Origin of the sequence: Streptomyces sp. NBC_00210, from assembly GCF_045160975.1 — a bacterium.
In the GTDB taxonomy this organism is placed as follows: Bacteria; Actinomycetota; Actinomycetes; order Streptomycetales; family Streptomycetaceae; genus Streptomyces.
Genome location: NZ_CP108120.1, coordinates 1,604,361 through 1,625,756, shown reverse-complemented (window position 1 = coordinate 1,625,756; position 21,396 = coordinate 1,604,361). Strand labels below are relative to the sequence as shown.

The 21,396-nt window shown below is 71.6% G+C and carries 17 protein-coding genes and 4 pseudogenes; 10 read left to right on the top strand and 11 right to left on the bottom strand.

Translation table 11 applies throughout. The features are described 5' to 3' along the window. Nucleotides 1-23 precede the first annotated feature (23 nt). The 6 genes and pseudogenes from OG729_RS07330 to OG729_RS07305 form a co-directional block, all read left to right on the top strand. A pseudogene (locus tag OG729_RS07330) lies at nt 24-251 on the top strand (hypothetical protein); the annotation flags it as partial. Nucleotides 252-259: 8 nt separating this feature from the next. Next, a complete protein-coding gene (locus OG729_RS07325; protein WP_405805028.1) occupies nt 260-1,081 on the top strand; it encodes an inositol monophosphatase family protein in 822 nt (273 codons plus the stop codon). A gap of 288 nt (nt 1,082-1,369) precedes the next feature. After that, the gene (locus OG729_RS07320) at nt 1,370-2,788 is read left to right on the top strand and encodes an NAD(P)/FAD-dependent oxidoreductase (protein ID WP_360880813.1); all 1,419 of its coding nucleotides are present in this window, start codon (nt 1,370-1,372) and stop codon (nt 2,786-2,788) included. A gap of 144 nt (nt 2,789-2,932) precedes the next feature. Next, entirely contained in the window at nt 2,933-3,451 is a 519-nt protein-coding gene (locus OG729_RS07315) for an O-acetyl-ADP-ribose deacetylase (protein WP_405805026.1), read from the top strand. Between the two features lie 126 nt (nt 3,452-3,577). Then, entirely contained in the window at nt 3,578-5,053 is a 1,476-nt protein-coding gene (locus OG729_RS07310; protein ID WP_405805024.1) for an AlkA N-terminal domain-containing protein, read from the top strand. A 12-nt stretch (nt 5,054-5,065) separates the two neighbouring features. Beyond that, entirely contained in the window at nt 5,066-5,560 is a 495-nt protein-coding gene (locus tag OG729_RS07305; protein WP_405805022.1) for a methylated-DNA--[protein]-cysteine S-methyltransferase, read from the top strand. Between the two features lie 298 nt (nt 5,561-5,858). On the opposite strand, the gene OG729_RS07300 is transcribed toward OG729_RS07305, so the two are convergent. Continuing rightward, nucleotides 5,859-6,299 carry a nuclear transport factor 2 family protein gene (locus OG729_RS07300; RefSeq protein ID WP_360880821.1) on the bottom strand — a complete coding sequence of 147 codons (441 nt, stop codon included), beginning with the start codon at nt 6,297-6,299 and terminating at the stop codon, nt 5,859-5,861. A 120-nt stretch (nt 6,300-6,419) separates the two neighbouring features. Here OG729_RS07300 and OG729_RS07295 point away from each other — a divergent pair, with 120 nt between their 5' ends. After that, nucleotides 6,420-6,992 (top strand): TetR/AcrR family transcriptional regulator, encoded by a 573-nt coding sequence (locus OG729_RS07295; protein ID WP_405805021.1) that lies wholly within the window; start codon nt 6,420-6,422, stop codon nt 6,990-6,992. Nucleotides 6,993-7,097: 105 nt separating this feature from the next. Here OG729_RS07295 and OG729_RS07290 read toward each other — a convergent pair whose 3' ends face one another. Both OG729_RS07290 and OG729_RS07285 read right to left on the bottom strand, forming a co-directional pair. After that, on the bottom strand, nt 7,098-7,835 hold the full coding sequence (locus OG729_RS07290; RefSeq protein ID WP_405805019.1) for an SIR2 family NAD-dependent protein deacylase: 738 nt from the start codon (nt 7,833-7,835) through the stop codon (nt 7,098-7,100). Nucleotides 7,836-7,984: 149 nt separating this feature from the next. Further along, nucleotides 7,985-8,251: pseudogene (locus OG729_RS07285) on the bottom strand (hypothetical protein); the annotation flags it as partial. Between the two features lie 381 nt (nt 8,252-8,632). Here OG729_RS07285 and OG729_RS07280 point away from each other — a divergent pair. Then, nucleotides 8,633-9,010 (top strand): cold-shock protein, encoded by a 378-nt coding sequence (locus OG729_RS07280; RefSeq protein WP_405805018.1) that lies wholly within the window; start codon nt 8,633-8,635, stop codon nt 9,008-9,010. A 162-nt stretch (nt 9,011-9,172) separates the two neighbouring features. Here OG729_RS07280 and OG729_RS07275 read toward each other — a convergent pair. The 7 genes and pseudogenes from OG729_RS07275 to OG729_RS07245 all read right to left on the bottom strand — a co-directional run. Next, nucleotides 9,173-9,319, bottom strand: a pseudogene (locus OG729_RS07275) (NAD-dependent deacetylase); the annotation flags it as partial. A gap of 346 nt (nt 9,320-9,665) precedes the next feature. Next, a complete protein-coding gene (locus tag OG729_RS07270; protein ID WP_405805016.1) occupies nt 9,666-10,157 on the bottom strand; it encodes an NUDIX domain-containing protein in 492 nt (163 codons plus the stop codon). A gap of 27 nt (nt 10,158-10,184) precedes the next feature. Further along, a complete protein-coding gene (locus tag OG729_RS07265; RefSeq protein WP_405805014.1) occupies nt 10,185-14,003 on the bottom strand; it encodes an SAV_2336 N-terminal domain-related protein in 3,819 nt (1,272 codons plus the stop codon). Between the two features lie 5 nt (nt 14,004-14,008). Beyond that, a complete protein-coding gene (locus OG729_RS07260; RefSeq protein WP_405805013.1) occupies nt 14,009-14,986 on the bottom strand; it encodes an AAA family ATPase in 978 nt (325 codons plus the stop codon). After that, the gene (locus OG729_RS07255; protein WP_405805012.1) at nt 14,983-17,157 is read right to left on the bottom strand and encodes a trypsin-like peptidase domain-containing protein; all 2,175 of its coding nucleotides are present in this window, start codon (nt 17,155-17,157) and stop codon (nt 14,983-14,985) included. The genes OG729_RS07260 and OG729_RS07255 overlap by 4 nt, the downstream gene beginning before the upstream one ends. Further along, nucleotides 17,157-17,546, bottom strand: a complete 390-nt coding sequence (locus tag OG729_RS07250; protein ID WP_405805011.1) for a CU044_2847 family protein — start codon at nt 17,544-17,546, stop codon at nt 17,157-17,159. The genes OG729_RS07255 and OG729_RS07250 overlap by 1 nt, the downstream gene beginning before the upstream one ends. A 46-nt stretch (nt 17,547-17,592) precedes the next feature. Continuing rightward, the gene (locus tag OG729_RS07245) at nt 17,593-18,669 is read right to left on the bottom strand and encodes an ADP-ribosylglycohydrolase family protein (protein WP_405805010.1); all 1,077 of its coding nucleotides are present in this window, start codon (nt 18,667-18,669) and stop codon (nt 17,593-17,595) included. Nucleotides 18,670-18,923: 254 nt separating this feature from the next. Between OG729_RS07245 and OG729_RS07240 the strand changes: the two genes are divergently transcribed. Beyond that, on the top strand, nt 18,924-20,039 hold the full coding sequence (locus OG729_RS07240; RefSeq protein WP_405811079.1) for a glycerate kinase: 1,116 nt from the start codon (nt 18,924-18,926) through the stop codon (nt 20,037-20,039). An 82-nt stretch (nt 20,040-20,121) separates the two neighbouring features. Here OG729_RS07240 and OG729_RS07235 read toward each other — a convergent pair. Continuing rightward, nucleotides 20,122-20,295 (bottom strand): annotated as a pseudogene (locus OG729_RS07235) (helix-turn-helix domain-containing protein); the annotation flags it as partial. Between the two features lie 233 nt (nt 20,296-20,528). On the opposite strand from OG729_RS07235, the gene OG729_RS07230 reads away from it, so the two are divergent. Next, nucleotides 20,529-21,335 (top strand): ABC transporter ATP-binding protein, encoded by an 807-nt coding sequence (locus OG729_RS07230; RefSeq protein ID WP_405805009.1) that lies wholly within the window; start codon nt 20,529-20,531, stop codon nt 21,333-21,335. Nucleotides 21,336-21,396: the final 61 nt, after the last annotated feature.

The window sequence follows — 21,396 nt, the reverse complement described above, 5'->3', positions numbered from 1 at the left end:
TCGCACGCGATGAATTCGCGGTGCCGGGCAGCGTGAGTGTCGAGTCCCGGACGGACCCGGCCGTGATCGACGGATTGCGTCGCCGCGTCATGACGTCACTGTCAGTGAACAGTGGTCCTAGGGCAGGCCCTGCGCGGTCGCCCGGTACCCGCGTACGGCTGTGCCCTCCGCGGCGGCGAACCTCAGGGGAAATGCAGGGTTACGCGGTGGGACGCCGAGGGGACAGCGCGATGTCAGCAGGCCGTGCTTAGCTGGACATATGATCGATGACTTCCTCAATGGTGATCTGTCCGACGTCGAGGAGGCGGTCCGCAAGGCGGCCGCCACCGAGATCATGCCGCGGTACCGGCAGCTCGCCGCGCACGAGATCGTCGAGAAGAATGGCCCGCACGATCTGGTGACCACGGCCGACCGCAATGCCGAGGAGCACCTGACCGAGTCCCTGACGGCTCTGCTGCCCGGCTCCGTCGTGGTCGGCGAGGAGGCGGTCCACGCAGACCCGTCGGTGTACGAGGCGCTGCAGGGCGACGCACCGGTCTGGATCGTCGACCCCGTGGACGGGACCCGGCAGTTCGTCCACGGCGAGCCGGGCTTTTGCACGCTGGTGGCTCTCGCACGGCATGGCGAGGTGTTTGCGTCGTGGACATACGCCCCCGCGCTGGACGAGATGGCGACGGCCGTCCGCGGCCGCGGCGCCGAGCTCAACGGCACGCCGCTGCGGGCCGGTTCGCCCGCGCCCGGGGCGGTGCTCGAGGTGGCGACGTCGCACCCGGACTTCACGACCCCGGACCAGAAGCGGGCCCTGCTGGGCCTGAACGTGGACGGCGTACACGCGCGCCCGTGCGGCTCGGCGGGCCTGGAGTACCTGTACGTGGCCCGGGGCGAGCTGGATGCGGTGGCCTTCTCCTGGGAGAATGCGTGGGACCACGCGGCGGGCCTGCTTCTGGTGGCGGAGGCGGGAGGGGCGCAGGTGACGGTGGCGGGGGTGCCGTTCCGTATCACGGGCGGGAATGCGCTGCCATTCACGGCGGCGAGGGACGCGGCGACGGCGGCGAGGATACGGGCCTTGCTGGCGGGCTGAGCCGCCCCCACCGTGCCCCGCGGCGCAGCGGCCGTCCCCAGCGGGTGCGGGGGCGCCGGCCCTCCCGCCCCGGGGGGTCTGGGGGCACCGCCCCCAGTTACGGGATGGGGGTACCTCCCACGGCCGCCAGGCCATAGGGGGAGGGCGGGGTGGGGAAAGCCCCCGCGCGCCGCCCGGCCATCCGTCCGACCCCGGAAAACATCGCGCCGGAATCCCCCTCCGCCCCCGCCACCCGCCCGCACCAATATCCTGGTTGCCTTGGCCATCGGCTGACAAAGGAGTCCGAAGGTGCCGTCGATGCTCGATGCCGTCGTCGTGGGGGCGGGACCCAACGGACTGACCGCCGCCGTCGAACTGGCCCGCCGTGGCTTCTCGGTGGCGGTGTACGAGGCCTTGGACACCATCGGCGGGGGAGCGAAAACCGAGGAGCTCACCCTCCCCGGCTTCCGCCACGACCCCTGCTCCGCGGTCCATCCGCTCGGCATCGGCTCGCCCGCCTTCGCCGCCATGCCACTCGCCCGGCACGGCCTTGAGTGGCTGCACCCCGAACTCCCCCTCGCCCACCCATTTCCGGACGGCACCGCCGCCGTGCTGAGCCGGTCGGTCGGCGAGACCGCCATGTCGCTGGGGGCCGGTGACGCCGGGGCGTACCGCCGGCTCGTCGCCCCTTACCTCGGCCACTGGAACACCTTCGCCGCCGACTTCCTGCGCACGCCCTGGGACGGCCTGCCTCGCGACCCGTACCGATATGTGCGCTTCGGGCTGACCGCGCTCCAGCCCGCCACCTGGATCTCGCGCCGTTTCGAGGGCGAGCGGGCCCGTGGCCTGCTCGCCGGGCTCGCAGCCCATGCCATCGCCCCGACCAGCGGCCTCGCCACCGGCGGCATCGCGCTGATGTTCGCCCTGGCCGCCCATGAGAAGGGCTGGCCGGTACCCCGCGGCGGCTCGCAGGCGATCTCCGACGCGCTGGCGTCGTATCTGAGGGAACAGGGCGGCACGATTCACACCGGCGCGGAGGTGAAGCGGCTCGACGAGCTGCCCCCGGCCCGCGCGTACATCTTCGACACCTCGCCGACCGCGCTCGCCCGGATCGCCGGACTCGGCCAGGCGTATCAGCACTATCGGTACGGCGCCGCGGCGTTCAAGATCGACTACGCCCTGTCGGGTCCGATGCCCTGGACCGCGCAGGAGGCCCGCACGGCCGGGACCGTGCACATCGGCCCCACGGCCGGTGAGATCGAGGCCGCCCTGCACGCCGCCGTCGCCGGCAGCGACCCCCGTGTGCCCTTCCTGATCACTTCCCAGCCCACCGTGATCGACCCCTCCCGCGCGCCGGCGGGCAAGCATGTCCTGTGGGCGTACGGCCATGTGCCCGCCGGCTGGGAAGGGGACGCCACCGAGGTCATCGAGCGGCAGCTGGAGCGCTTCGCGCCCGGTTTCCGCGACCTCGTACTGGCCCGCGCGGTCGCGGGCCCGCCCCAACTCGCCCGGCGCAACGCCAATTACGTCGGCGGGGACATCGCCTGCGGGGCGTTCGCCGGACTCCAGACGCTGATCCGTCCCAAGCTCGCCCGGGTGCCGTACGCGACCTCGCACCCCGCCGTCTTCATCTGCTCGGCCGCGACCCCGCCGGGCCCCGGCGTGCACGGCATGTCCGGCCACCACGCGGCGAAGGCGGTCTGGCGCCGGTTGCGCGCCACCCGCTGAGAGCCCCGGCCGAGGGGACCCGGTGACAGCCACCGGGCCGAGAGCCGCCGAGGGGACCCGGTGACAGCCACCCGCCGGGAGCCGCCGCGGAGGGTGATCGGCGCCGCCCACCCGCCGAGAGCCACCGCGCGCGATGATGGCCTCATGACCGATCAGCCCGCCGTCGTCCTCGTCCGCGGAGACATCACCCAGCAGCACGTCGACGCCATTGTCAACGCCGCCAACTCCTCGCTCCTCGGCGGCGGTGGCGTCGACGGGGCGATCCACCGGCGCGGCGGACCGGACATCCTGGCCGAGTGCCGCGCCCTGCGTGCCTCCCGGTACGGCAGGGGGCTGCCCACCGGCCAGGCCGTCGCCACCACCGCCGGCAACCTCGACGCCGGCCATGTGATTCACACGGTCGGACCCGTCTGGTCCGCCACCGAGGACCGTTCCGCGCTGCTGGCCTCGTGCTACCGCGAGTCGCTTCGAGTCGCCGACGAACTGGCCGCCCGCACCGTCGCGTTCCCCGCGATTTCCACCGGCATCTACGGCTGGCCGATCGACGACGGCGCACGCATCGCCGTCGAGACGGTGCGGGCCGCGGACACGGCCGTGGCGGAGGTGCGCTTCGTCCTCTTCGACGAGCCCGCGTACACGGCCTTCGCCGCGCAGGAGCACTGACAGGTCTTACTCCGGTGCGGCCTCGCTCTGTGCGACCTCGATGTTCTTCGGGACGGTCCTGGCAGATCAAGGATGATGTCGTTTTCTCGCCAGCCCCGGCTCTCGCGCTGCTGGATGCTTGTAGCCATGCACACCGACACCGAGCGCTGCGTACGCGCCGTCCAGTCGAAGGACGCCCGTTTCGACGGCTGGTTCTTCACGGCCGTACTGACCACGCGGATCTACTGCCGCCCCAGCTGCCCGGTGGTGCCGCCGAAGGTCGAGAACATGACCTTCTACCCGAGTGCCGCCGCCTGCCAGCAGGCCGGATTCCGGGCCTGCAAGCGCTGCCGCCCCGACACCAGCCCCGGCTCGCCGGAGTGGAACGCCCGCGCCGACGCCGTCGCCCGCGCCATGCGCCTCATCCGCGACGGCGTCGTCGACCGCGAGGGCGTGCCGGGCCTCGCCGCCCGGCTCGGCTACTCGACGCGCCAGATCGAGCGCCAGCTCCTCGCCGAACTGGGCGCGGGCCCGCTCGCCCTGGCCCGCGCCCAGCGCGCCCAGAGCGCCCGCGTCCTCATCGAAACCACCGGCCTCCCCCTGGCCGAGGTCGCCTTCGCGGCCGGTTTCTCCTCCATCCGCACCTTCAACGACACCGTCCGCGAGGTCTTCGCGCTCGCCCCGGGCCAACTGCGCACCCGCGCCGCCCGCAGCCGCTCCACACCGCCACAGACACCCGGCGTGATCGCCCTGCGGCTGCCCTACCGAGCACCGCTCAACCCGAGCAACCTCTTCGGGCACCTCGCGGCCACCGGCGTCCCGGGCGTCGAGGAGTGGCGGGACGGTGCGTACCGTCGCACCCTGAGCCTCCCGTACGGACACGGCATCGTCGCCCTCACCCCGCGGCCCGACCACATCGCCTGCCGGCTCTCGCTCACCGACCCGCGCGACCTCACCATCGCTATCAGCCGCTGCCGCTGGATGCTCGACCTGGACGCCGATCCGGTCGCGGTCGACGACCAGTTGCGCAGGGACGAACTGCTCGCCCCGCTGGTCGACAAGGCCCCGGGTCGACGGGTGCCGCGCACCGTCGACGCGGCGGAGTTCGCGGTACGGGCGGTGCTCGGCCAGCAGGTCTCGACGGCCGCCGCCCGCACCCACGCCGGTCGCCTGGTCACCGCCCACGGCCGGCCGGTCGAGGACCCCGAGGGCGGACTCACCCATCTGTTCCCTGCGCCCGCCGAACTCGCGGCGCTGGATCCCGAGACGCTGGCGCTGCCCCGCAGTCGCCGCACCACCCTCACGACCCTCGTCGGAGCGCTGGCCGACGGCTCGCTGCAGCTCGGCCTCGACAGCGACTGGGACAAGGCCCGCGCCCAGCTGACCGCACTGCCCGGCTTCGGCCCCTGGACGGTCGAGGTGATCGCCATGCGCGCACTCGGCGACCCCGACGCCTTCCTGCCGAGCGACCTCGGCATGCGGCGCGCGGCGGCGGAGCTCGGTCTGCCGTCGACCCCCGCAGCACTCACCGAACGCGCCGCGGCCTGGCGGCCCTGGCGTGCGTACGCCGTCCAGTACCTCTGGGCCACCGACGGCCATCCGATCAACCACCTCCCCGCGTAAGGAAGTTCAGCCATGACCAGGCAGCACACGGTTGTCGGCAGTCCGTACGGGCCGCTGACCCTCGTCGCCACGGACGGGGTGCTGAGCGGCCTCTACATGCCCCGGCAGCGCCACCGCCCGGACGAGGAGACCTTCGGCGAGGAGGACTCCGCGCCCTTCCGCGAGACGATCCGCCAGCTCGACGCGTACTTCGCCCGCGAGCTGACGGAGTTCGACCTGCCGATGCGGCTCGAGGGCACGCCCTTCCAACGGGGCGTCTGGGATCAGCTGCGGCAGATCCCGTACGGCGAGACGCGCACGTACGGCGAACTGGCCGAGGCGCTCGGCAACCGGGGCGCGTCGCGCGCGGTGGGGCTGGCGAACGGCAAGAACCCGATCGGGATCATCGTGCCGTGCCATCGGGTGATCGGTTCGTCGGGGAGTCTCGTCGGGTACGGCGGCGGGCTGGACCGCAAGCAGCGGCTGCTGGCATTCGAGTCCGGCACCCCGGACGACGCGCTGTTCTAGGGTCCGAGGCTCCGCCCCGGACGCCGCTGGGGTTTTGCCCAAGACCCCAGTTCTCAATCGCCGGACGGCTTGAATTCAGCCGCTTCAGCAGCGCCGGCACGCTCGTGCCGAGCGGGCATGGCAGCCGGTGCAGACCACGGACCGGTCAGCCTCATTCCAGCGCGAGTCGGCCGCTGGACGTGACGGACCAGCAGATCATCGAGGTCACGACCGCATGTTGAACAAGCACTGAGCCGCCGCCGGAAACGCGATGCGGGCCGGGACCTCCGGGGCCCCGGCCCTGAGCACGGCACTCGTGCTACTTGCCGTCCAGCGCCGCCACCAGCTGAGGCAGGTTGCCGCCGGCCACGATGAGAGCAAGGTGGTCGTGGTAGTCCCGGCTGCTGACGATCAGGCCGTCGCGGACCCGCAGCACCTGGATGTTGGCGGCCTCGAAAGTCCGCCCGGTCACCCTGTGGTGCACCTGGTAGTCGAACTCCGCGACGACCACCTCCGCGTCGTCGGTTTCCCGGACGACCACGTTCGCCGGGGTCAGCTCCACGGGCGAACTTGCGGAGACTTGCGCGAACCGCTCCTTGAGTGCGGCCCGCCCCTCGAACCGGCGCGGACCGACCGGCTCGAAGACGGTCTCCACTACGGCGTCCTCGGCGTAGAGCTCGGCCAGCTCCGTGAACCGCCCCGCGCTGATGCCCTCGATCAGCTTCTGGAAGACCTCGCGCGGTGACAGCGTTTCAGGCATGACAAACCTCCGGTGGGTCCATGGGTAGAATCGGACTAGCGACTCCGTTTTCACGATACGGACTGGAGACTCCGGTTGTCCAGGGTGGTTCTGCCGTCGACGGCGAAAGGTGGGAGACGGATGGGTGGCGCTCAGGAGCGCCCGCTGCGGGCGGACGCGGCCCGCAACCGGGCCAGGCTGCTGGATGTCGCCACGGAGGTGTTCACCACCCGCGGCGTCAGCGTGCCGACCGAGGAGATCGCCCGAGCCGCCGGGGTCGGAGTCGGCACGCTCTTCAGGCACTTCCCGACCAAGGAGGCACTGCTGGAGGCAGTGATGGTGCGCAGACTGGAGGAACTGGCAGCCCAGACAGCGCAGCTGGCCGCCGAGGCCGGGCCCGCCGAAGCCTTCTTCGCCTGCTTCCGTCTGGTGGTGGATCAGTCCGCGGGCAAGAACGAGTTCACCCAGGCTCTCGCTGCGGCCGGGGTGGACGTACACGCGTCCCTGCAGGAGCCGACCATGGAGATCCAGGCTCGGCTGGCCGATCTGCTGGCCGGGGCGCAACAGGCGGGGGCGGTCCGCCCGGAGCTGGGCCTGCCGGAGTTCATCGCCCTCCTGGCCGGTACTGGCAGGGCGATGGAACAGCTCGGAGCGGATCCGGCGCCCCGGGAGCGGATCTTCGAGGTGGTCTTCGACGGGTTGCGGCCACGCTGAACCGAAGGCGCACAAACCTCACCCGGAAGTTGCCGAACGGACTGCGAGGCACTACCGCCATCGCGAGCACCGGCGACACCCGACTGACCCCTTGGAATCAATCGTCTAGTAGCCGCTCTCGGTTCTCAGCCGACGCAACAGGGCGGGCAGGGCAGTGCTGATCGACTGGCGTACGACCTCGTCGGCGCGGTCGTCGTACGGGGTCGGCTCGGCGTTGACGATGATCAGCCGTGCTCCGTGGTCGGCGGCGATGCCGACGAGCCCGGCGGCGGGCTGGACCTGAAGGCTGGTCCCGACGGCGATGAACACCTGGCAGGCCTTACTGATGGCGAGCGCCTCGCCCAGCACCATCGGATCGAGTCGTTCCCCGAACATGACGGTCGCCGACTTCAGGATCCCGCCGCACTCCAGGCACGGCGGATCGTCCTCCCCGGCCTCGACCCGGGCGAGGGCATCCTCCATGGGCCCGCGGGTCTGGCATCGGGTACACACGACGCTCCGCGCGGTCCCGTGCAGTTCGAGCACCTTCCGGGCGGGCATCCCGGCGAGCTGGTGCAGCCCGTCCACGTTCTGCGTGATCACCCGCACCGGCACCCCGGACCGCTCCAGCTCCGCCACGGCCCGGTGCGCAGGGTTGGGCTCGGCCTGCAGCGTCCGGTTCTTCCGCCGCATCTGCCAGGACCGACGCCGGATCTCCGGATCGCCCATGTAGTACTCGTACGTCACGAGCTTCTCGGCCTCCGGATCCCGCCGCCACAGCCCGTTCGGGCCGCGATAATCAGGGATACCGGAATCGGTGGAGACACCGGCTCCGCTGAGGATGGCGACCAGAGGCTTGTTCATGGGCCGAGGGTAGGACGCCTGTCCGCACGGGGCGAACGGGTATCGGGGCGCGAGCGTCGCCAACTCCCGCTGGAGGGGAACTCCTGGCGTCCCCAATGAACACGCCAGGGTCTCCGGCTTCTTCGGGTGCACGGTCCCTTCGCCGGCCTTCAGCTGAGCTGTTCGGCCAGTCCGACGATGATGCCCTCGGGGCCGCGGACGTAGCAGAGCCGATAGCTGTCCTCGTACTGCGCCAGCTCGCCGACGAGTTCGGCGCCGTGGGAGGTGCGCAGGCGGGCAACGACTTCCTCGATGTCGTCGACGGCGAACATGATGCGACGAATGCCCAGCGTGTTCGACGGCGCGTCCTTCGGCTCGGTGCTGATCGCCTTGCCTGCGGGGTCGTGCACTGTTCGCGGCTTCCGCCACCGTGCCAGCGCCGCGAGGACAGGGAAGCCCCTGCTCGCAAGACATTGGTGGATGTAACACTTGGAAGCCTGATCGGGTCGAGCGCTACGCTGCATATGCGGCAGCCATTCGGGCCGTAGAAGGTGGGCGTGACCACGCCTCTTCTCGATGCACCGCTCTGATTCCGAACCCTTTCCGGCTGGCCATCGCCGCTTGATGGCCGAGGCGCCGTTCCCAAGAGGGCAGCCACCGGTCACGCTGTCCCTCGTGCAGCTCTTACAAGTTGAGATCTGGATCGGTGACGTATGGCAGCGAGTGGTCAAGCTGTCTTTGTGAACCCCCGAGTCTGCTCCACGACTTCGGGCAGGCGCTCGTCACAGGACCTGGCACATTGACGCTCTTGCCGATTTGTGCCGACGATACGCATCCGAAACTCTCACCAGAGTCTGCCTGCAGGAGGAGCGATCAGCAGTCATCCGGTTCACGGCACCGTCCGTTCATGGGACGACGAGTCCGGCTGGGGCGTATTGGCCTCACCCGATGTGCCGGGCGAGGTCTGGGCACACTTCTCGGCCGTTCACACCACGGATCCGGGCGCGTTCGCGTCCCTCGAACCGGGCGAGGCTGTGCTCTTCACCTGGGAGGAAGCCGACCAGGACGGCTACTCCTACCGCGCGTTGCGGGTGCGTCGTTCCGGCGACCCGGAGATCGACTGGGAAAGCGACGAGGACGAGGGGGATGACGAGGACTCAATGTCCGACGTCCGCATCGACTTCGACCCCGAGTGACCTCTGCCCACTCTTGACGACCTTGGGCCACTTGGTGCGTAGGCGTTCTCGAACGCGGTGATCGCCTTGAGCGCGTGGTCGCGGTCCATGCCAACTTGACACTCAGCCGGGCCAAGTAGATGCGAAACGGGCCAGGTAGACCGCTAATGAGCCAGGAGGGCGCTAGTAGTTACTCCCGGTGCTCAGTCGGAGTAGCAGCTCGAGCAGGGCGGTGCCTATGGGTTGCCGAATGACTTCGTCGGCGCGGTCGTCGTACGGCGTCGGCTGGGCATTTACGATGATCAGCCGTGCGGGTGCGTCCATCGCCAACCGTCCTGCCGGAAGGAGACACCTGGCGTCCCTTACGACCCGCCGGGGCATCCGGTTGGAGCCGCACCGCTCAGGTAGTGGCCTTCTCAGGGTGACTGGCGAGCGAGGGATTACTGACAGCCCGTGTCGTCGATCTCGAACCGTTGCTGATGGTCGACGCACACCCACCCCGCCCTACCCCACGGCTTTGTGACGCCTCCTGACGAGGACAGGGAAGCTCGTGTTCCGTGGAGATGCCGGCGCCGCTGAGAATCGCGGCGAGAGTCATACGGCGAGCCTACGCAGCGGGTCCCCCGCGGCGGCGAGCCGGTTTACCCGCCCGGCCGCTCAGGCAGGGCCCACCTGCTCAGGCAGGCGGCTGCCCGTTCTCCAGCTCCACCGTTCCGGTGCCGGCCTCCAGCGCGTCGAGCGCGGCCAGCACCCGGTGGCCCAGCGAGCCCAGCAGATGCGCGTGGATCTCGTCCCGGGGCACCAGCCGCCAGGAGACCAGTTCTTCCTCCTGCAGCTGGATCGCCTTGAACCGGTCCTCGGTCAGCACCCCGCCGTCGTACACATACGCGGCGATCGGCGGCCGCGCGACACCCGGCACCCAGTCGACCGCCAGCAGCGCGCCCAGCTCGAGATCCAGACCGATCTCTTCGAGGGTCTCCCTGCGGGCCGCCTGCCGTGGGGTTTCGCCCTCGTCCGACTCGACGGTGCCGCCGGGCAGCACCCAGCCTTCGCGGTAGTTGGGCTCGACGAGCAGCACGCGGCCCTGTTCGTCGCGGATGAGCGCGGCAGCGCCGGCGAGGATACGGGGGAGCGATGCGATGTACGTGGCGTAGTCAGAGGTGGTCACTCGGGGAAGCGTAACGGGGTGCGGGCGTCAGCCCTTGGTGCCCGGGCGGTGCTTGCCGGTCGGGGGGTTGCCGAGCTGGGCGTGGGCCTGGGCGGCATCGCGCTGCGCCGCCTGGGTGTCGGGGTGGGCCGTTCCCAGGACGCGCGCACGGGTCCTGGCCACGAAGTCGTACTCCTCCAGGGCTCGGGCCCACTGACCCGTGCGGGCCAGGAAGTGGCCCATCTCGTGGCGGGTCAGCAGGGTGTCGGGGTGCTCGGCGCCGAGTACGCCGATCCTGGCTGTGAGGACTTCGGCGGCCACGTGGAATGCCTCTTGGTGCCGGCCGAGGGCGCTCAGGGTGAATGCCACGTTGTGTTGACAGCGCAGGGTGTCGGGGTGCCGTCCCCCCTGCATCTGCAATCGCTGGTTCAGTACGTCGTTGTAGAGGGAGAGTGCCTCCTGGTGACGGCTCAGCAGTCCGAGGGTGAAGGCGGTCTGCTGGCGCGCGTCCAGAGTGTCGGGGTGGTACGGGCCGAAGGCCGCGGACCTGCGCTCGTCGACCGTCTGGAACTCGACCAGTGCCTCTCGGTACTGGCCGAGTCCGAGCAGCGCGAAACCCCGCTCGTACCGCGACATGAGGGTGGCCGGATGCTCCTGGCCCAGCAGCGCCAGCCGCGCGGAGGCGACGCCGCTGAGGACGGCGTGGGCCTCGGCCCACTCGCCCCGCCTCAGACGCTGGACGCCGCGGCCGTGCTCGATCTCGAGCTCGGCCACCTGCTCCGCGGCGGACAGCGGTGCGGGGCGGAACGGGACGGGCAGGGACACACCGTCGTCGAGAAGGCCCCGACGGACGCTGCTGAGTTGGATCCGGCAGGTCAGGGAGCCGATGCCCGGGCGTGGGGCGTGGCGGCCGGGAGGGTCCGCGACGAGGACGTGAATGCCCTGGTACCGAACGGCCGTGAGCGCCTCGACGATGTCCAACTCCGGTCCGGAACTCCCGATTTGGTCATAGTCGTCCAAAACAAGCACGAGCCGGGGCAGGGGCCGTGACCCAACTCGCTCGTACATCGCCGCACTCAGCAGGCCGCGCAGTTCCCGGAGAGCGTCCGGCCGTGCGGTGAGATCCTGCGCCCACTTCACCGTCGGCAGTGCGGCGAGCGCGGAGAGGTGGTCGGAGTAGCCGTGCCAGGCGCAGACGAAGGTGACGGCCTCCGCGGGATTCGCCTCCGCCAGACCGCGCACGATGGAGGCAAGCATCCGGTGCCGGTCTCGGGCTTGCCCGATCAGCAACGCGTGCGGGCCATCGCCGCCGAACTCCCGTTCGTTGAGGTCCAGGAGCACCGGTCGGCCGTCCTCGCCCACGCCGAGTCGGGCGGGCCTGAGCGGAGCGTCGGACTGTTGTTGGGCTCTGGAGTTGAAGGCCCGCAGCAGCTCGTCGGCGGTGGGCCTGTCGGCGGGATCGGGCAGGACGCAGCGTCGCAGGAGTTCGCGGACCACGCCGGGGCGGCGGTCGGGAGCCGGCCAGGGGAGGGTACGCAGTTCCTCGGCCGGGTCGTAGTCCCAACGGCCGGCTGCCGCCGCCAGCAGGATCCTTCCCAGGGCATACATGTCGGTCGCTTCGCTGGGCGGATCGTCGTCGCGGAGGAGTTCAGGTGCCCGGTACTCCTCCATCTGGCGCAGGATCGACCGGAAGGGGCTGTGCGCACCGTCCAGGGAGGCCGTCAGCCACCCGGTGATCTCGACCTCCTGGTCCACCAGAAGGGCGCAATTGGGAATCAGCGAGCCGTGGATGACGCCCTTGCGGTGGGCCCGTGCGAGACCGTTCGCCAGCTGCCTCCCGACGGACTCGAACTCCATACCGATCAGGGCACCCCGTTGTTTGACCACGGAGCGCAGATTGGGAGCCGGACCTGAGCCGTGCTTGTTCTGGGCGTATGAGGTGGCGATCCAGGCGGGCACTGCGGTGGCGTCATGGTCGAGCAGCCGTGGCGCGTAAACGCCGTCCATCCGGGACAGTGCTTCCGCCTCCGTCGTGATCAGCTCGGCGCTCCACGACTGTCGCATCTCCGGGATACGGATCACCGCGATCCCCGGCTGCTGCTCGGAGATCCCCAGGTACAGCCCCAGCTGCGGCCAGCCGTACGGGTTCCGCGCGAAGAGCCGGAAAGGGCCCGCCGTCCGGGGGTGCTCCGGGGCCGGCGACTGCCATCCGGAGTTCGGCGCGTCGACGAACGACAGCTGCGGAACCGGGGGCGGCGGCTGCGCCACGGCCGATTGGACCCCCAGCCGCCGAAGCAGCCGCTCGTCCATCCACCCGAAGGGGCGTCCGTCCGCGGGCAGCCGGTCCGTCCCGGAGGGATGGGGCAGCCAGGCGGGGAAGTCGGCGGCGCGGTCGGCGAGTTCGGCCAGCCGTGCGGTGACCGCGCGGGTGGTCCCTACGAGATCGCCTGCCGGCAGTGTGTCGAGCAGGATGCGCCGGGTGTCCTCCGCGAAGTCGAAGCCCCGGTGCTGCGGCAGCAGATCATCCCCGCCCGTACGGCGCATGAGCCCGCCCAGGAACACCTCAGCCAGATGACCCGTGTCGACCTCGGGGCCCAGCGCGGCCTGCACCAGTCGCATGGCCGGCACCGAGACCGGGGAGACCGCCGCGAGATGGGCCGCGAGACGGTATGCCTGCGGGGAGGCCACCTCACGGAAACGCAGCAGGCCGTCCCCGCCGGGTGCGCGTGTCGCGGCGTACGGTCGGGCAGGCGTCCGCGCGGCGAGCAGGGGCAGGACCGCCGATGTGCCGGGCGAGCCGACCAACCGGGCCCAGGCGCCTATGGATTCGGGGGTCGGCGCGAGCACCGGCACCGGAACCCCGTCGTACGGAGCGAGTTCGGGCGGCAGAACCGGGTCCGCGACCTGCCAGGTGTGGTTGGGCGCACCACGCCTGCGAGTGGTGACCTCCCACTCCTCGGCGCGGATGCCGGAGCCCTCCCACAGCCGCTCGGGCAGGGCGTGCAACACGGCCGTGGGACCGACCCGCGCCGCGCGCTCCAGTGCCGCGTGCATCCGGCCGTCCCGCCAGGCCGCCCCCACGCCGTCGCTGATGGCGAGCAGGAGTGTGTGGCCCGCCGGGTCCATGACGGCGGAAGCGGGCAGCGGGGCGCTGTCCTGCTCGTACGGGCGGCGGCCCAGCAGGGGAGCGGAGGGGCCCCGACTGTCCAGCCCGTACACCCGTACGTCGCGGAAGGCGCCGCTGCGCTCCATCAACTGCCGTGTCTCGCTCGCGAGCCGCTGCCACAGCAGCATCGAAACGCCGTCGTCGACGAGCAGCACCAGATCCAGCCAGCGGGCGCGGCCCGGACGTACGACCGCGTCGGGCAGCCCCGTCTCGGCCATCGCCGTTACGGTGGCGGGCTCGTCGAGCTCCCACTGTCTGCGGTCGGGACGCAGCTGCTTGAGCGGGCGCAGCGCGCGGCCGAGGCGCAGTTCGACGGAGCCCAGCACCTTTTCCTCGGGGGTGCGTACGGGGACGGCGGGCCGGTCATGCCGCGGGCGCCGCCGTCCGGCAGGCGCGCCGTGCACATCGGAACCGTGGCCCTCGGCAGGCCGCGCTGCCACTGGGTGCGGGGCGTCCGCCGACGCCGTGGGCGTGGTGCTCTGCGGCGCCTGCGGCCAGGGCGGGCCGGAGCCGGCGTGCGGGTTGTCGCGAGGAAGAGCGTCCTGCAGCGCAGGGGGTGGCCCGGCGACGGCGCCCGCCGCGGCCAGCGCCGCGGACGCTCCCGCCGGAAGGCGTCCGGCCAGCCACAGCGCATCCAGCAGCTCCTCGTGGGACAGTTCCGCCCCGCCGTCCGCCAGGATTCGCCGCAGCTCGCTCCACACCGGCGCTACACCGTCCCGCCGAGCCTGTGCAGTACGGCGTCGAGCAGCCCGTCGGCGTCCACGTCGACCCCGCCCTTGCGCAGGAACACCGCGTTCAACAGCTGGTCGGTGGCGAGTTCGCCACGGGCCCGCCGCGCGAGGAAGGCGCGCAGCAGCTCGTCGTTGCCGTCCAGATCCGCCGGACCGAGATGGGCGCGGACGATGGCGAGCAGCCTGTCCTCGTTCGGCTCCGGCAGGGCGAGCCGTACACAGCGGCGCAGAAACGCAGGCGGGAAGTCGCGTTCGCCGTTGCTGGTGATGACCACGACGGGGAATTCCGAGCAGCGCACCCGGCCCCTGAGTACCTCGGTCCAGGAGTCGGGGTCGGCCGTCAGTACCGGGACCGAGGCCTGGTCCTCGGGCAGCCGGGCCAGCTCGGGGATCTCGAACTCGCCCTCCTCGAAGACGTTCAGCAGATCGTTGGGGAGATCGATGTCCCCCTTGTCGAGCTCGTCGACGAGCAGAACGCGCGGGCGCGCGCCGGGCACCAGCGCCGTACCGAGCGGTCCGAGCCGTACGTACGAGCCGATGCCGAGATCGCCGGAGTCCTCGCCGGCCTCGCGCCGGAGGTTCGACTCACGGAGCCGGCCGATTGCGTCGTAGCGGTAGAGGGCGTCCTGCAGAGTGGCCCGGCTGTTGACCGGCCAGTGCAGCACCCGGCCGAGCCGCAGTTCGTGGGCGACGGCGTGCGCCAGGGACGACTTGCCGGTGCCGGGCTGGCCCGTCACGAGCAGGGGGCGGCGCAGATGCAGCGCGGCGTTGACGACATCGGCCTCGGCGCGCCCGATCAGATACGGCAGCGGCGCGCTCGCCGCCGTCGAGGAGCGGTTGTCGAAGCGGCGCCACGGCGGAGCCTCGGGAAAGTCGACCGTACGAGCCTGCCCGTCGCCGCGGAACAACCTCCAGTCGCCGGTGCCCTCGCTGTCATCGTGTGCGGGGTTCATCGGATGTCCGCTCCTTCCGCGGGGTCGAGCAGTTCGAGCCCACCCGGCAGGGGCAGCTCCGTGTTCTCCCACACCAGCGAGGGCCGGGCGGGCGAGGGCACGCTCGCTCCGTACTGTCCGGCTCTGAAGTGCTGGATGCGCTCGGGGAGTTGGTGCAGTGGTCCGGTGGGTGCGATGTCGTCGAGCCGGTGGGCGTGCTCATGGCTCTCCGCCTCCCGGTCCCACAGGACCACCGGGACGCCAAGGGCCAGACAGAGCTGGATCAGCGCCTCGCGCGGCGCCCTCGGGCCGTGCAGGACGACCTGCGCGGTGTCCCGGTGACTGGTCTCAAGGAGCGCGTAGACCTTCTCCGGCGACGCACAGCTCTCATCGACGACGAGTGGGCCGGTGTGGGCGCTCTCCCAGCGGCGGCGCAGCTCCGCCTCGCGGCGCGGTGCGCGAGTGCTCACCTCCGGGCAGCGCAGCGCGATACGGAACCTCACCCCGAGGGGGACCCTCGGCAGAAACTCCACCGAACTGGCCGCCTCCCACTCGTCGAAGGGCAGCTGCAGCCCGTCCCGGTCAACGACGATGTCCACATGGGTGACGCCTTGACCGCCGTCGTCCCGGAGGTTCTCGGCCGCCTCACGGATCAGCCGGGCGATCTCGGCCGCGCTGCGCGGCCGGTCCGCGGTGGCCAACGAGGCCGTCGCGCCGTCCTGGCGCACCTCCCACAGTGCGCACTGATACCGGTCGGGGGGACCGGAGATCTCGGCGACCAGACGGACGACGGGGGAGGGGCGGTACGCCGCCCAGGCTGTGGCGTCCGCGCGGCGCAGCTGCAGCGCGGCCGGGTGACTGCCGAGCCGTGCCGCGACCCGCTCCGACCAGGCCTGCAGGGCCTCGCGCACCGGCGGTGCGGTGGCCGCGGCCACGTATTCGACCAGGGTGAGCAGGGCGGGCACCGGCGAGATACCGTCTGCGGGCTGCCCGCCGTCGCGGTAGGCCTCCAGCTCCGTCACCACCGCATCGAGCTCCCGCGGATCCAGCCTGGTGCCGTTCAGGGAGCTCGGCGGGACTATGTAGCGCAGTGCCTCGCGGGCCGCCCGCGGCAGCAGCGCGGCGTCCGCGACGACGGCCGGTGTCAACTCCCGTAAGAGAAACCGGTGTTCGTCGAGTGAGAGCAGCCGGGCCGTACCGGTCAGCCTTCCCAGGGTGAGCAGTCGGTCGAGCCCGGCGCGGGCAGGGCCGCTTTGGACGGTGGGGGCCAGCGACTCGGTGAGCGTAGCGAGTGCACGTTCCTCCGAGGCGAGCAGCTGCGCCAACTCCTCCACGGACGGAGCGGATTCATCGGCCGGGTGCTCGTACCCGAGCCGGGCCGCCAGGGTTCGGGCGTGCTGTGCCCGGCGCGCCGGATCGCCGAGCAGCGACCACAGCTCGGCGGTGAAGCCGGCGGCCGGGGAGCCGTGTCCGCACACCGCCGCGCCGTAGGTCCCGTACTTCTCGCGCACCGTGCACTCGGCGACGGTGTCGGCCGCCCCCGCCCGCTCCAGCTCCTCCCGGATCGCCTGCCACGGCACGGCCCAGCTGCGCCGCACGGTGGTCTGCGGGCTCAACGGCCCCTCGCCCGGCATCACATGGGCCACGACCAGACCCACGACCGTGGCGTCGTCCGTCGCCCACAACGGGCCGCCGCTGAAGCCGGGGCCGATCGCGGCGCCGGACAGCTGACCGTCCAGATAGCCGAACCGGCCTTCCTGGAGCTTGACTTCGGTGTCCGCGAAGGCGATGGCCTCACCGCCGCCGTGCCACGCCCGCAACCTCTGCCCCTCGGCCATGTCACGCCAGACGACGGGACTCAGCCACTGCGGGGCGGGCTGGTCCAGTTCCAGTACGGCCAGATCGCCCTGCCAGACCATCGAGGACGCGCCCCACTGCGGCGGCACCCACACCGAGAGCCGGGCCGTGCGGTGCTGGGCCGCGCCCGGACCGTGGAAGGCGAGGCGCAGTGTATCGGCGGCGGGCGGCGCGGTGGTGTAGAGATCGCGGCCCAGCGCGTCATTGACGACATGCGCGCAGGTCATCACCCGCCGGGCGGAGAGCAGTGCTGCCCCGCCTGCCGCGGTCGACGCGCCGTCGTGCAGCACGGAAACGCGGGGCGCTGCGGCCGCCGGACTTCTGAACCAGCCCATCAGTGCCGCGGTGTCCCATTCTGCCAGGTGGCCGAAATACTCATGGTGGCCTTGCCGTTTGCCCCTACGATGCCCAGCTTCAGATCCTGGCCGATCTCGACGCCGAACGCGACAGTGATCTCCTGCGGTGGGTTCTCGGACGCCGACACCGCGCCATGGACCTCGTCCAGCAGCGGACCGAGCGGGCGCAGCGCCGTACGCAGCGCGTCCGCGGCGAGTGCCGCCGCCCGGCCGGAGCCGCTCGCCACGGGCCTGGCCGCACCGAAGCCTTCCGGCAGATCGGCCGTGCCGGTGCTCTGAGACGGTACGGCGAGCGGCTCTCCGGCCCCCGACAGTTCAAGGCGCACCTGTGAACCGTCCGACAGCGCAAGCTCCATGTACTCAGGCATCTGGCCATTGTGCCGATCAAGCACCCCCGGTGGCAGCGGTTTCGCGTCAAGCCGCGGAGATCGTGGCCAACCGCAGCGTGCGTTTTGCCAGTTCGCTGATCCGTACTCCGTCGAAGCCGAACACCGCGCTGCGCACCCGGTCCTCCAGCGGGTCCGTCCACTGCGTGGGGATGGCTGAGGCCCCGCACAGCACACCCGCGACCGAGCCCGCCGTCGCGCCGTTGGAGTCGGTGTCCAGACCGCCGCGGACCGTGAGGGCGATGGTGGGGGTGAAGTCACCGGCGCCGTACAGCAGTCCGGCGGTGATGACGGCGGCGTTGGGCACGGTGTGGATCCAGCCGAGGCGGCCCGTCTCCGACTCCAGCTCGGTCAGGGTGTCGGACCAGGACAGCCCGGAGTCGTACAGTGCGGCCGTACGGCGGACCGTGCGGGCGAGGCGGCTGCCTGCCGGGATGCGTTCCAGCGCGGCGTCGATCGCCTCGCGCGGGCTGTGCGCGGTGAAGGCGGCGGCGATCAGGGCGGCCGCCCACATCGCGCCGTACACGCCGTTGCCGGAGTGCGAGAGCACCGCGTCACGGCGGGCGAGCGCGGCGGCGCGGCGCGGGGCGCCCGGGGATGTCCAGCCGAAGATGTCGGCGCGGATGAGGGCGCCGATCCACTCCTGGTAGGGGTTGTCGTGGGTGGCGGTGAGCGGGGGCCCCAGGCCGTTGGCGAGATTGCGGTAGGCGGCCCGCTCGGCGGTGAACGTCTGCAGGATCGGCAGATGCAGCAGCCAGATCTCGCCCACCTGCTCGGTGGTGAAGTCGAAGCCGTGGGTCTCCAGGAGATGCAGGCCGAGGATCGCATAGTCCACGTCGTCGTCCCGGCAGCTGCCGTGGATCCGGCCGCGTACGCACTGGCGCCACTCGGGACGCAGCTCGAAGCCGGCTTGGTCAGCGCCGGGCGGGGGCTCGGGAAGGTAGTCGGTCAGCGGGAGGGCGTCGGCCTGGCGCAGATAGCGGTCGATGCGCTCGCGCGTCCAGTAGTCGCCGCGCTCGACGGGCTTGCCGAGCATGTTGCCGGCGACCCGGCCCAGCCAGCCGCCGAGGATGCGGTCGGCGAGGTCCGCGCGCTGTAGGCCCATACGTCCGGTTTACCGAATCGGCGGCCGAATCGCGCGGTGGTTGGCGCGGCTCGCTGCCCGGCATGACAGGTTGTGACGCTATAAGCGCCCTCACACGCCGTACGAGTGCTGTCGTGTCCGGGCGGTGCACCAGGTATGACGCCTCGCGCGCCGTGTCGGACGGGGTGGCACGTCCTCCGACAGGGCGGATAGGGTCGTGGCGGCGCGACTGCCTGTTCGATAGCAAGGGATGCAAGGTGACGAACGGAGCAGTTATTCAGTCCGCGTGCGTGCTCGTCGCGGCTGACAAATTCAAGGGCTCGCTCACGGCCGTGCAGGTCGCGGAGCGAGTGACGGCAGGTCTCCAGCGGGTCGTACCCGGTCTGGCTGTCGAGACCCTGCCCGTCGCGGACGGCGGCGACGGCACGGTTGCGGCGGCGGTGGCGGCCGGGTTCGAACGCCGCGAGGTCCGGGTGACCGGGCCGCTCGGTGAGCCCCTGACGGCGGCGTACGCACTGCGGGACGGCACCGCGGTGGTGGAGATGGCGGAGGCGTCCGGCCTCCAGCACCTCCCCGACGGGGTCTTCGCGCCGCTCACTTCGACGACGTACGGCTCGGGCGAGCTGCTGCGCGCCGCGCTCGACGCGGGGGCGCGGACGATCGTCTTCGGTGTTGGCGGCAGCGCGACGACGGACGGCGGCGCGGGCATGCTGGCGGCGCTCGGGGCGCGCTTCCTGGATGCGGACGGCGAGCCGGTCGGGCCGGGCGGCGGCGGGCTGCGCGACCTCGCCACGGCCGACCTGTCGGGGCTCGACCCGCGCCTCAAGGACGTGGAGCTGGTCCTCGCGAGCGACGTGGACAATCCGCTCACGGGGCCCAAGGGCGCTCCCGCGGTGTACGGCCCGCAGAAGGGCGCGACGCCCGAGGACGTGGCGACGCTGGACGCGGCGCTTGCGCACTACGCGTCCGTCCTCGGCCCCGAGCAGGCGGACCTGCCCGGCGCGGGGGCGGCGGGTGGTATCGGCTACGGCGCGCTCGTCGCGCTCGGGGCGCGATTCCGTCCCGGGATCGAGGTCATGCTCGACGTACTCGGCTTCGCAGCGGCGCTGGAGCGGGCGACGCTGGTGATCACGGGCGAGGGCTCGCTCGACGAGCAGACGCTGCACGGCAAGGCTCCGGCGGGCGTCGCGGCGGCGGCCCGCGCGCAGGGCATCGAGGTCGTGGCGGTCTGCGGCCGACTGGCCCTGCCCCCGGAGGCCCTGGGGCGCGCGGGCATCCGCCGTGCGTACGCCTTGACGGCGCTGGAGCCGGATCCGGCGAAGTGCATGGCGGAGGCGGGGCCGCTGCTGGAGCGGGCGGCGGAGAGCATTGCGCGGGACTTCCTGACCTGACCGGGATTTCCGACTCGACCGGGATTTCCTGAGCCGACAGGGATTTTCTGAGCCGACGGGGCCGGGGTGGGGGTGTTCTCCCTCACCCCGGCCGAAACGCATCCGGTGCCAGCATCATCTCGATCAGGTCCCGCGGGCGCGACAGTGACCGCGATGTCAGTTGTTCCAGGCGGCGCAGCCGGTTGAACACCGTGTTCCGGTGGCAGAACAGCCGCGTCGCTGCCCGGCCGGCCGAGCCCCCGCACTTCAGCCACGCGCTCCAGAAGCACCTGGGCGGCGCTCACCGGGACGGACCACTCACGCTCGGTGCGCTCTCTGCGGCCACCCATGACCTGTGAGGATGCCGGCCCTTGTGCCGGTGCACAATGCGCGCGCCGCACCGCTGGTCATCCGCAGCGATTCGGGCATACCGCCTGGACGGTACGTCCCGACCGGTGCTGACGTGTGCCCCCACAGGCAATTTCGAACAAGCCCGGAAAGGGGGTCTGCATGGCAGCCGCCTCACTCGAAGTGCGTGCGCTGTCCGTCGGCTACGGGCCGGTGCGGGCACTGCGCGACGTCACAGTCGATGTACCCGAGGGCGCGATCGTCGCCGTCCTCGGCGGCAACGGTGCCGGCAAATCGACCCTGCTGCGCGCCGTCTCCCGCACCCTCGGCTTTCAGCGCGGACACGTCACGTCCGGCAGCATCCACTTCGACGGCCGCCCGCTCGATGGACTGAGCGCCGCTCGGGTCGTCGCCGCGGGCGTCGTCCAGGTCCCGGAGGGACGGCAGGTCTTCGCGCGGATGACGGTCGCCGACAATCTCCGGGCGGGCGCCCTTGGCGCGACCGGCGGTCGCCGGTCGAGTGCCCAGGCCCTCGCCCGGGTGCATGAGCTCTTCCCCGTCCTCGCCGACCGCGCCCACCAGCGGGCCGGACTGCTGTCCGGCGGGGAGCAGCAAATGCTCGCGATGGGACGGGCGTTGATGGCCCGGCCACGGCTGCTGCTGCTCGACGAGCCGTCTCTCGGCCTCGCCCCGCTGATGGCGGCCCGGATCGCCGAGACGGTGCAGGAGATCAACGCCACCGGTACATCGGTCCTGCTGGTCGAGCAGAACGCCGCGATCGCGCTGCGGCTGGCCTCGTCGGCCTACGTACTCGACGTGGGCGAGGTCGTCCTCTCGGGCCCTGCGGACGAGCTCGCCGCCTCGGACGAAGTGCGCCGGCGGTATCTGGGTGTGGTGGACGAGGACGCGGCCGCGGATGCGTCCCGCGCGCAGGCGGCGGCGCAGACGCTGAGGAGGTGGCCGACATGAGCATTGTGGAATCCGGCCGACAGGCGAAGCGCGGGATCTGGGGCGCAGCCCCCGTCAGCGG

What these genes read in the sequence shown, in the direction of transcription:
- OG729_RS07305 (WP_405805022.1), top strand. Translation starts at nt 5,066, where the DNA reads ATGACCAGGCAGCACACGGTTGTCGGCAGTCCGTACGGGCCGCTGACC.
- OG729_RS07295 (WP_405805021.1), top strand. Translation starts at nt 6,420, where the DNA reads ATGGGTGGCGCTCAGGAGCGCCCGCTGCGGGCGGACGCGGCCCGCAAC.
- OG729_RS07260 (WP_405805013.1), bottom strand. Translation starts at nt 14,986, where the DNA reads ATGAACCCCGCACACGATGACAGCGAGGGCACCGGCGACTGGAGGTTG.
- OG729_RS07310 (WP_405805024.1), top strand. Translation starts at nt 3,578, where the DNA reads ATGCACACCGACACCGAGCGCTGCGTACGCGCCGTCCAGTCGAAGGAC.
- OG729_RS07300 (WP_360880821.1), bottom strand. Translation starts at nt 6,299, where the DNA reads ATGCCTGAAACGCTGTCACCGCGCGAGGTCTTCCAGAAGCTGATCGAG.
- OG729_RS07290 (WP_405805019.1), bottom strand. Translation starts at nt 7,835, where the DNA reads ATGAACAAGCCTCTGGTCGCCATCCTCAGCGGAGCCGGTGTCTCCACC.
- OG729_RS07315 (WP_405805026.1), top strand. Translation starts at nt 2,933, where the DNA reads ATGACCGATCAGCCCGCCGTCGTCCTCGTCCGCGGAGACATCACCCAG.
- OG729_RS07255 (WP_405805012.1), bottom strand. Translation starts at nt 17,157, where the DNA reads ATGGGCTGGTTCAGAAGTCCGGCGGCCGCAGCGCCCCGCGTTTCCGTG.
- OG729_RS07245 (WP_405805010.1), bottom strand. Translation starts at nt 18,669, where the DNA reads ATGGGCCTACAGCGCGCGGACCTCGCCGACCGCATCCTCGGCGGCTGG.
- OG729_RS07325 (WP_405805028.1), top strand. Translation starts at nt 260, where the DNA reads ATGATCGATGACTTCCTCAATGGTGATCTGTCCGACGTCGAGGAGGCG.
- OG729_RS07230 (WP_405805009.1), top strand. Translation starts at nt 20,529, where the DNA reads ATGGCAGCCGCCTCACTCGAAGTGCGTGCGCTGTCCGTCGGCTACGGG.
- OG729_RS07250 (WP_405805011.1), bottom strand. Translation starts at nt 17,546, where the DNA reads ATGCCTGAGTACATGGAGCTTGCGCTGTCGGACGGTTCACAGGTGCGC.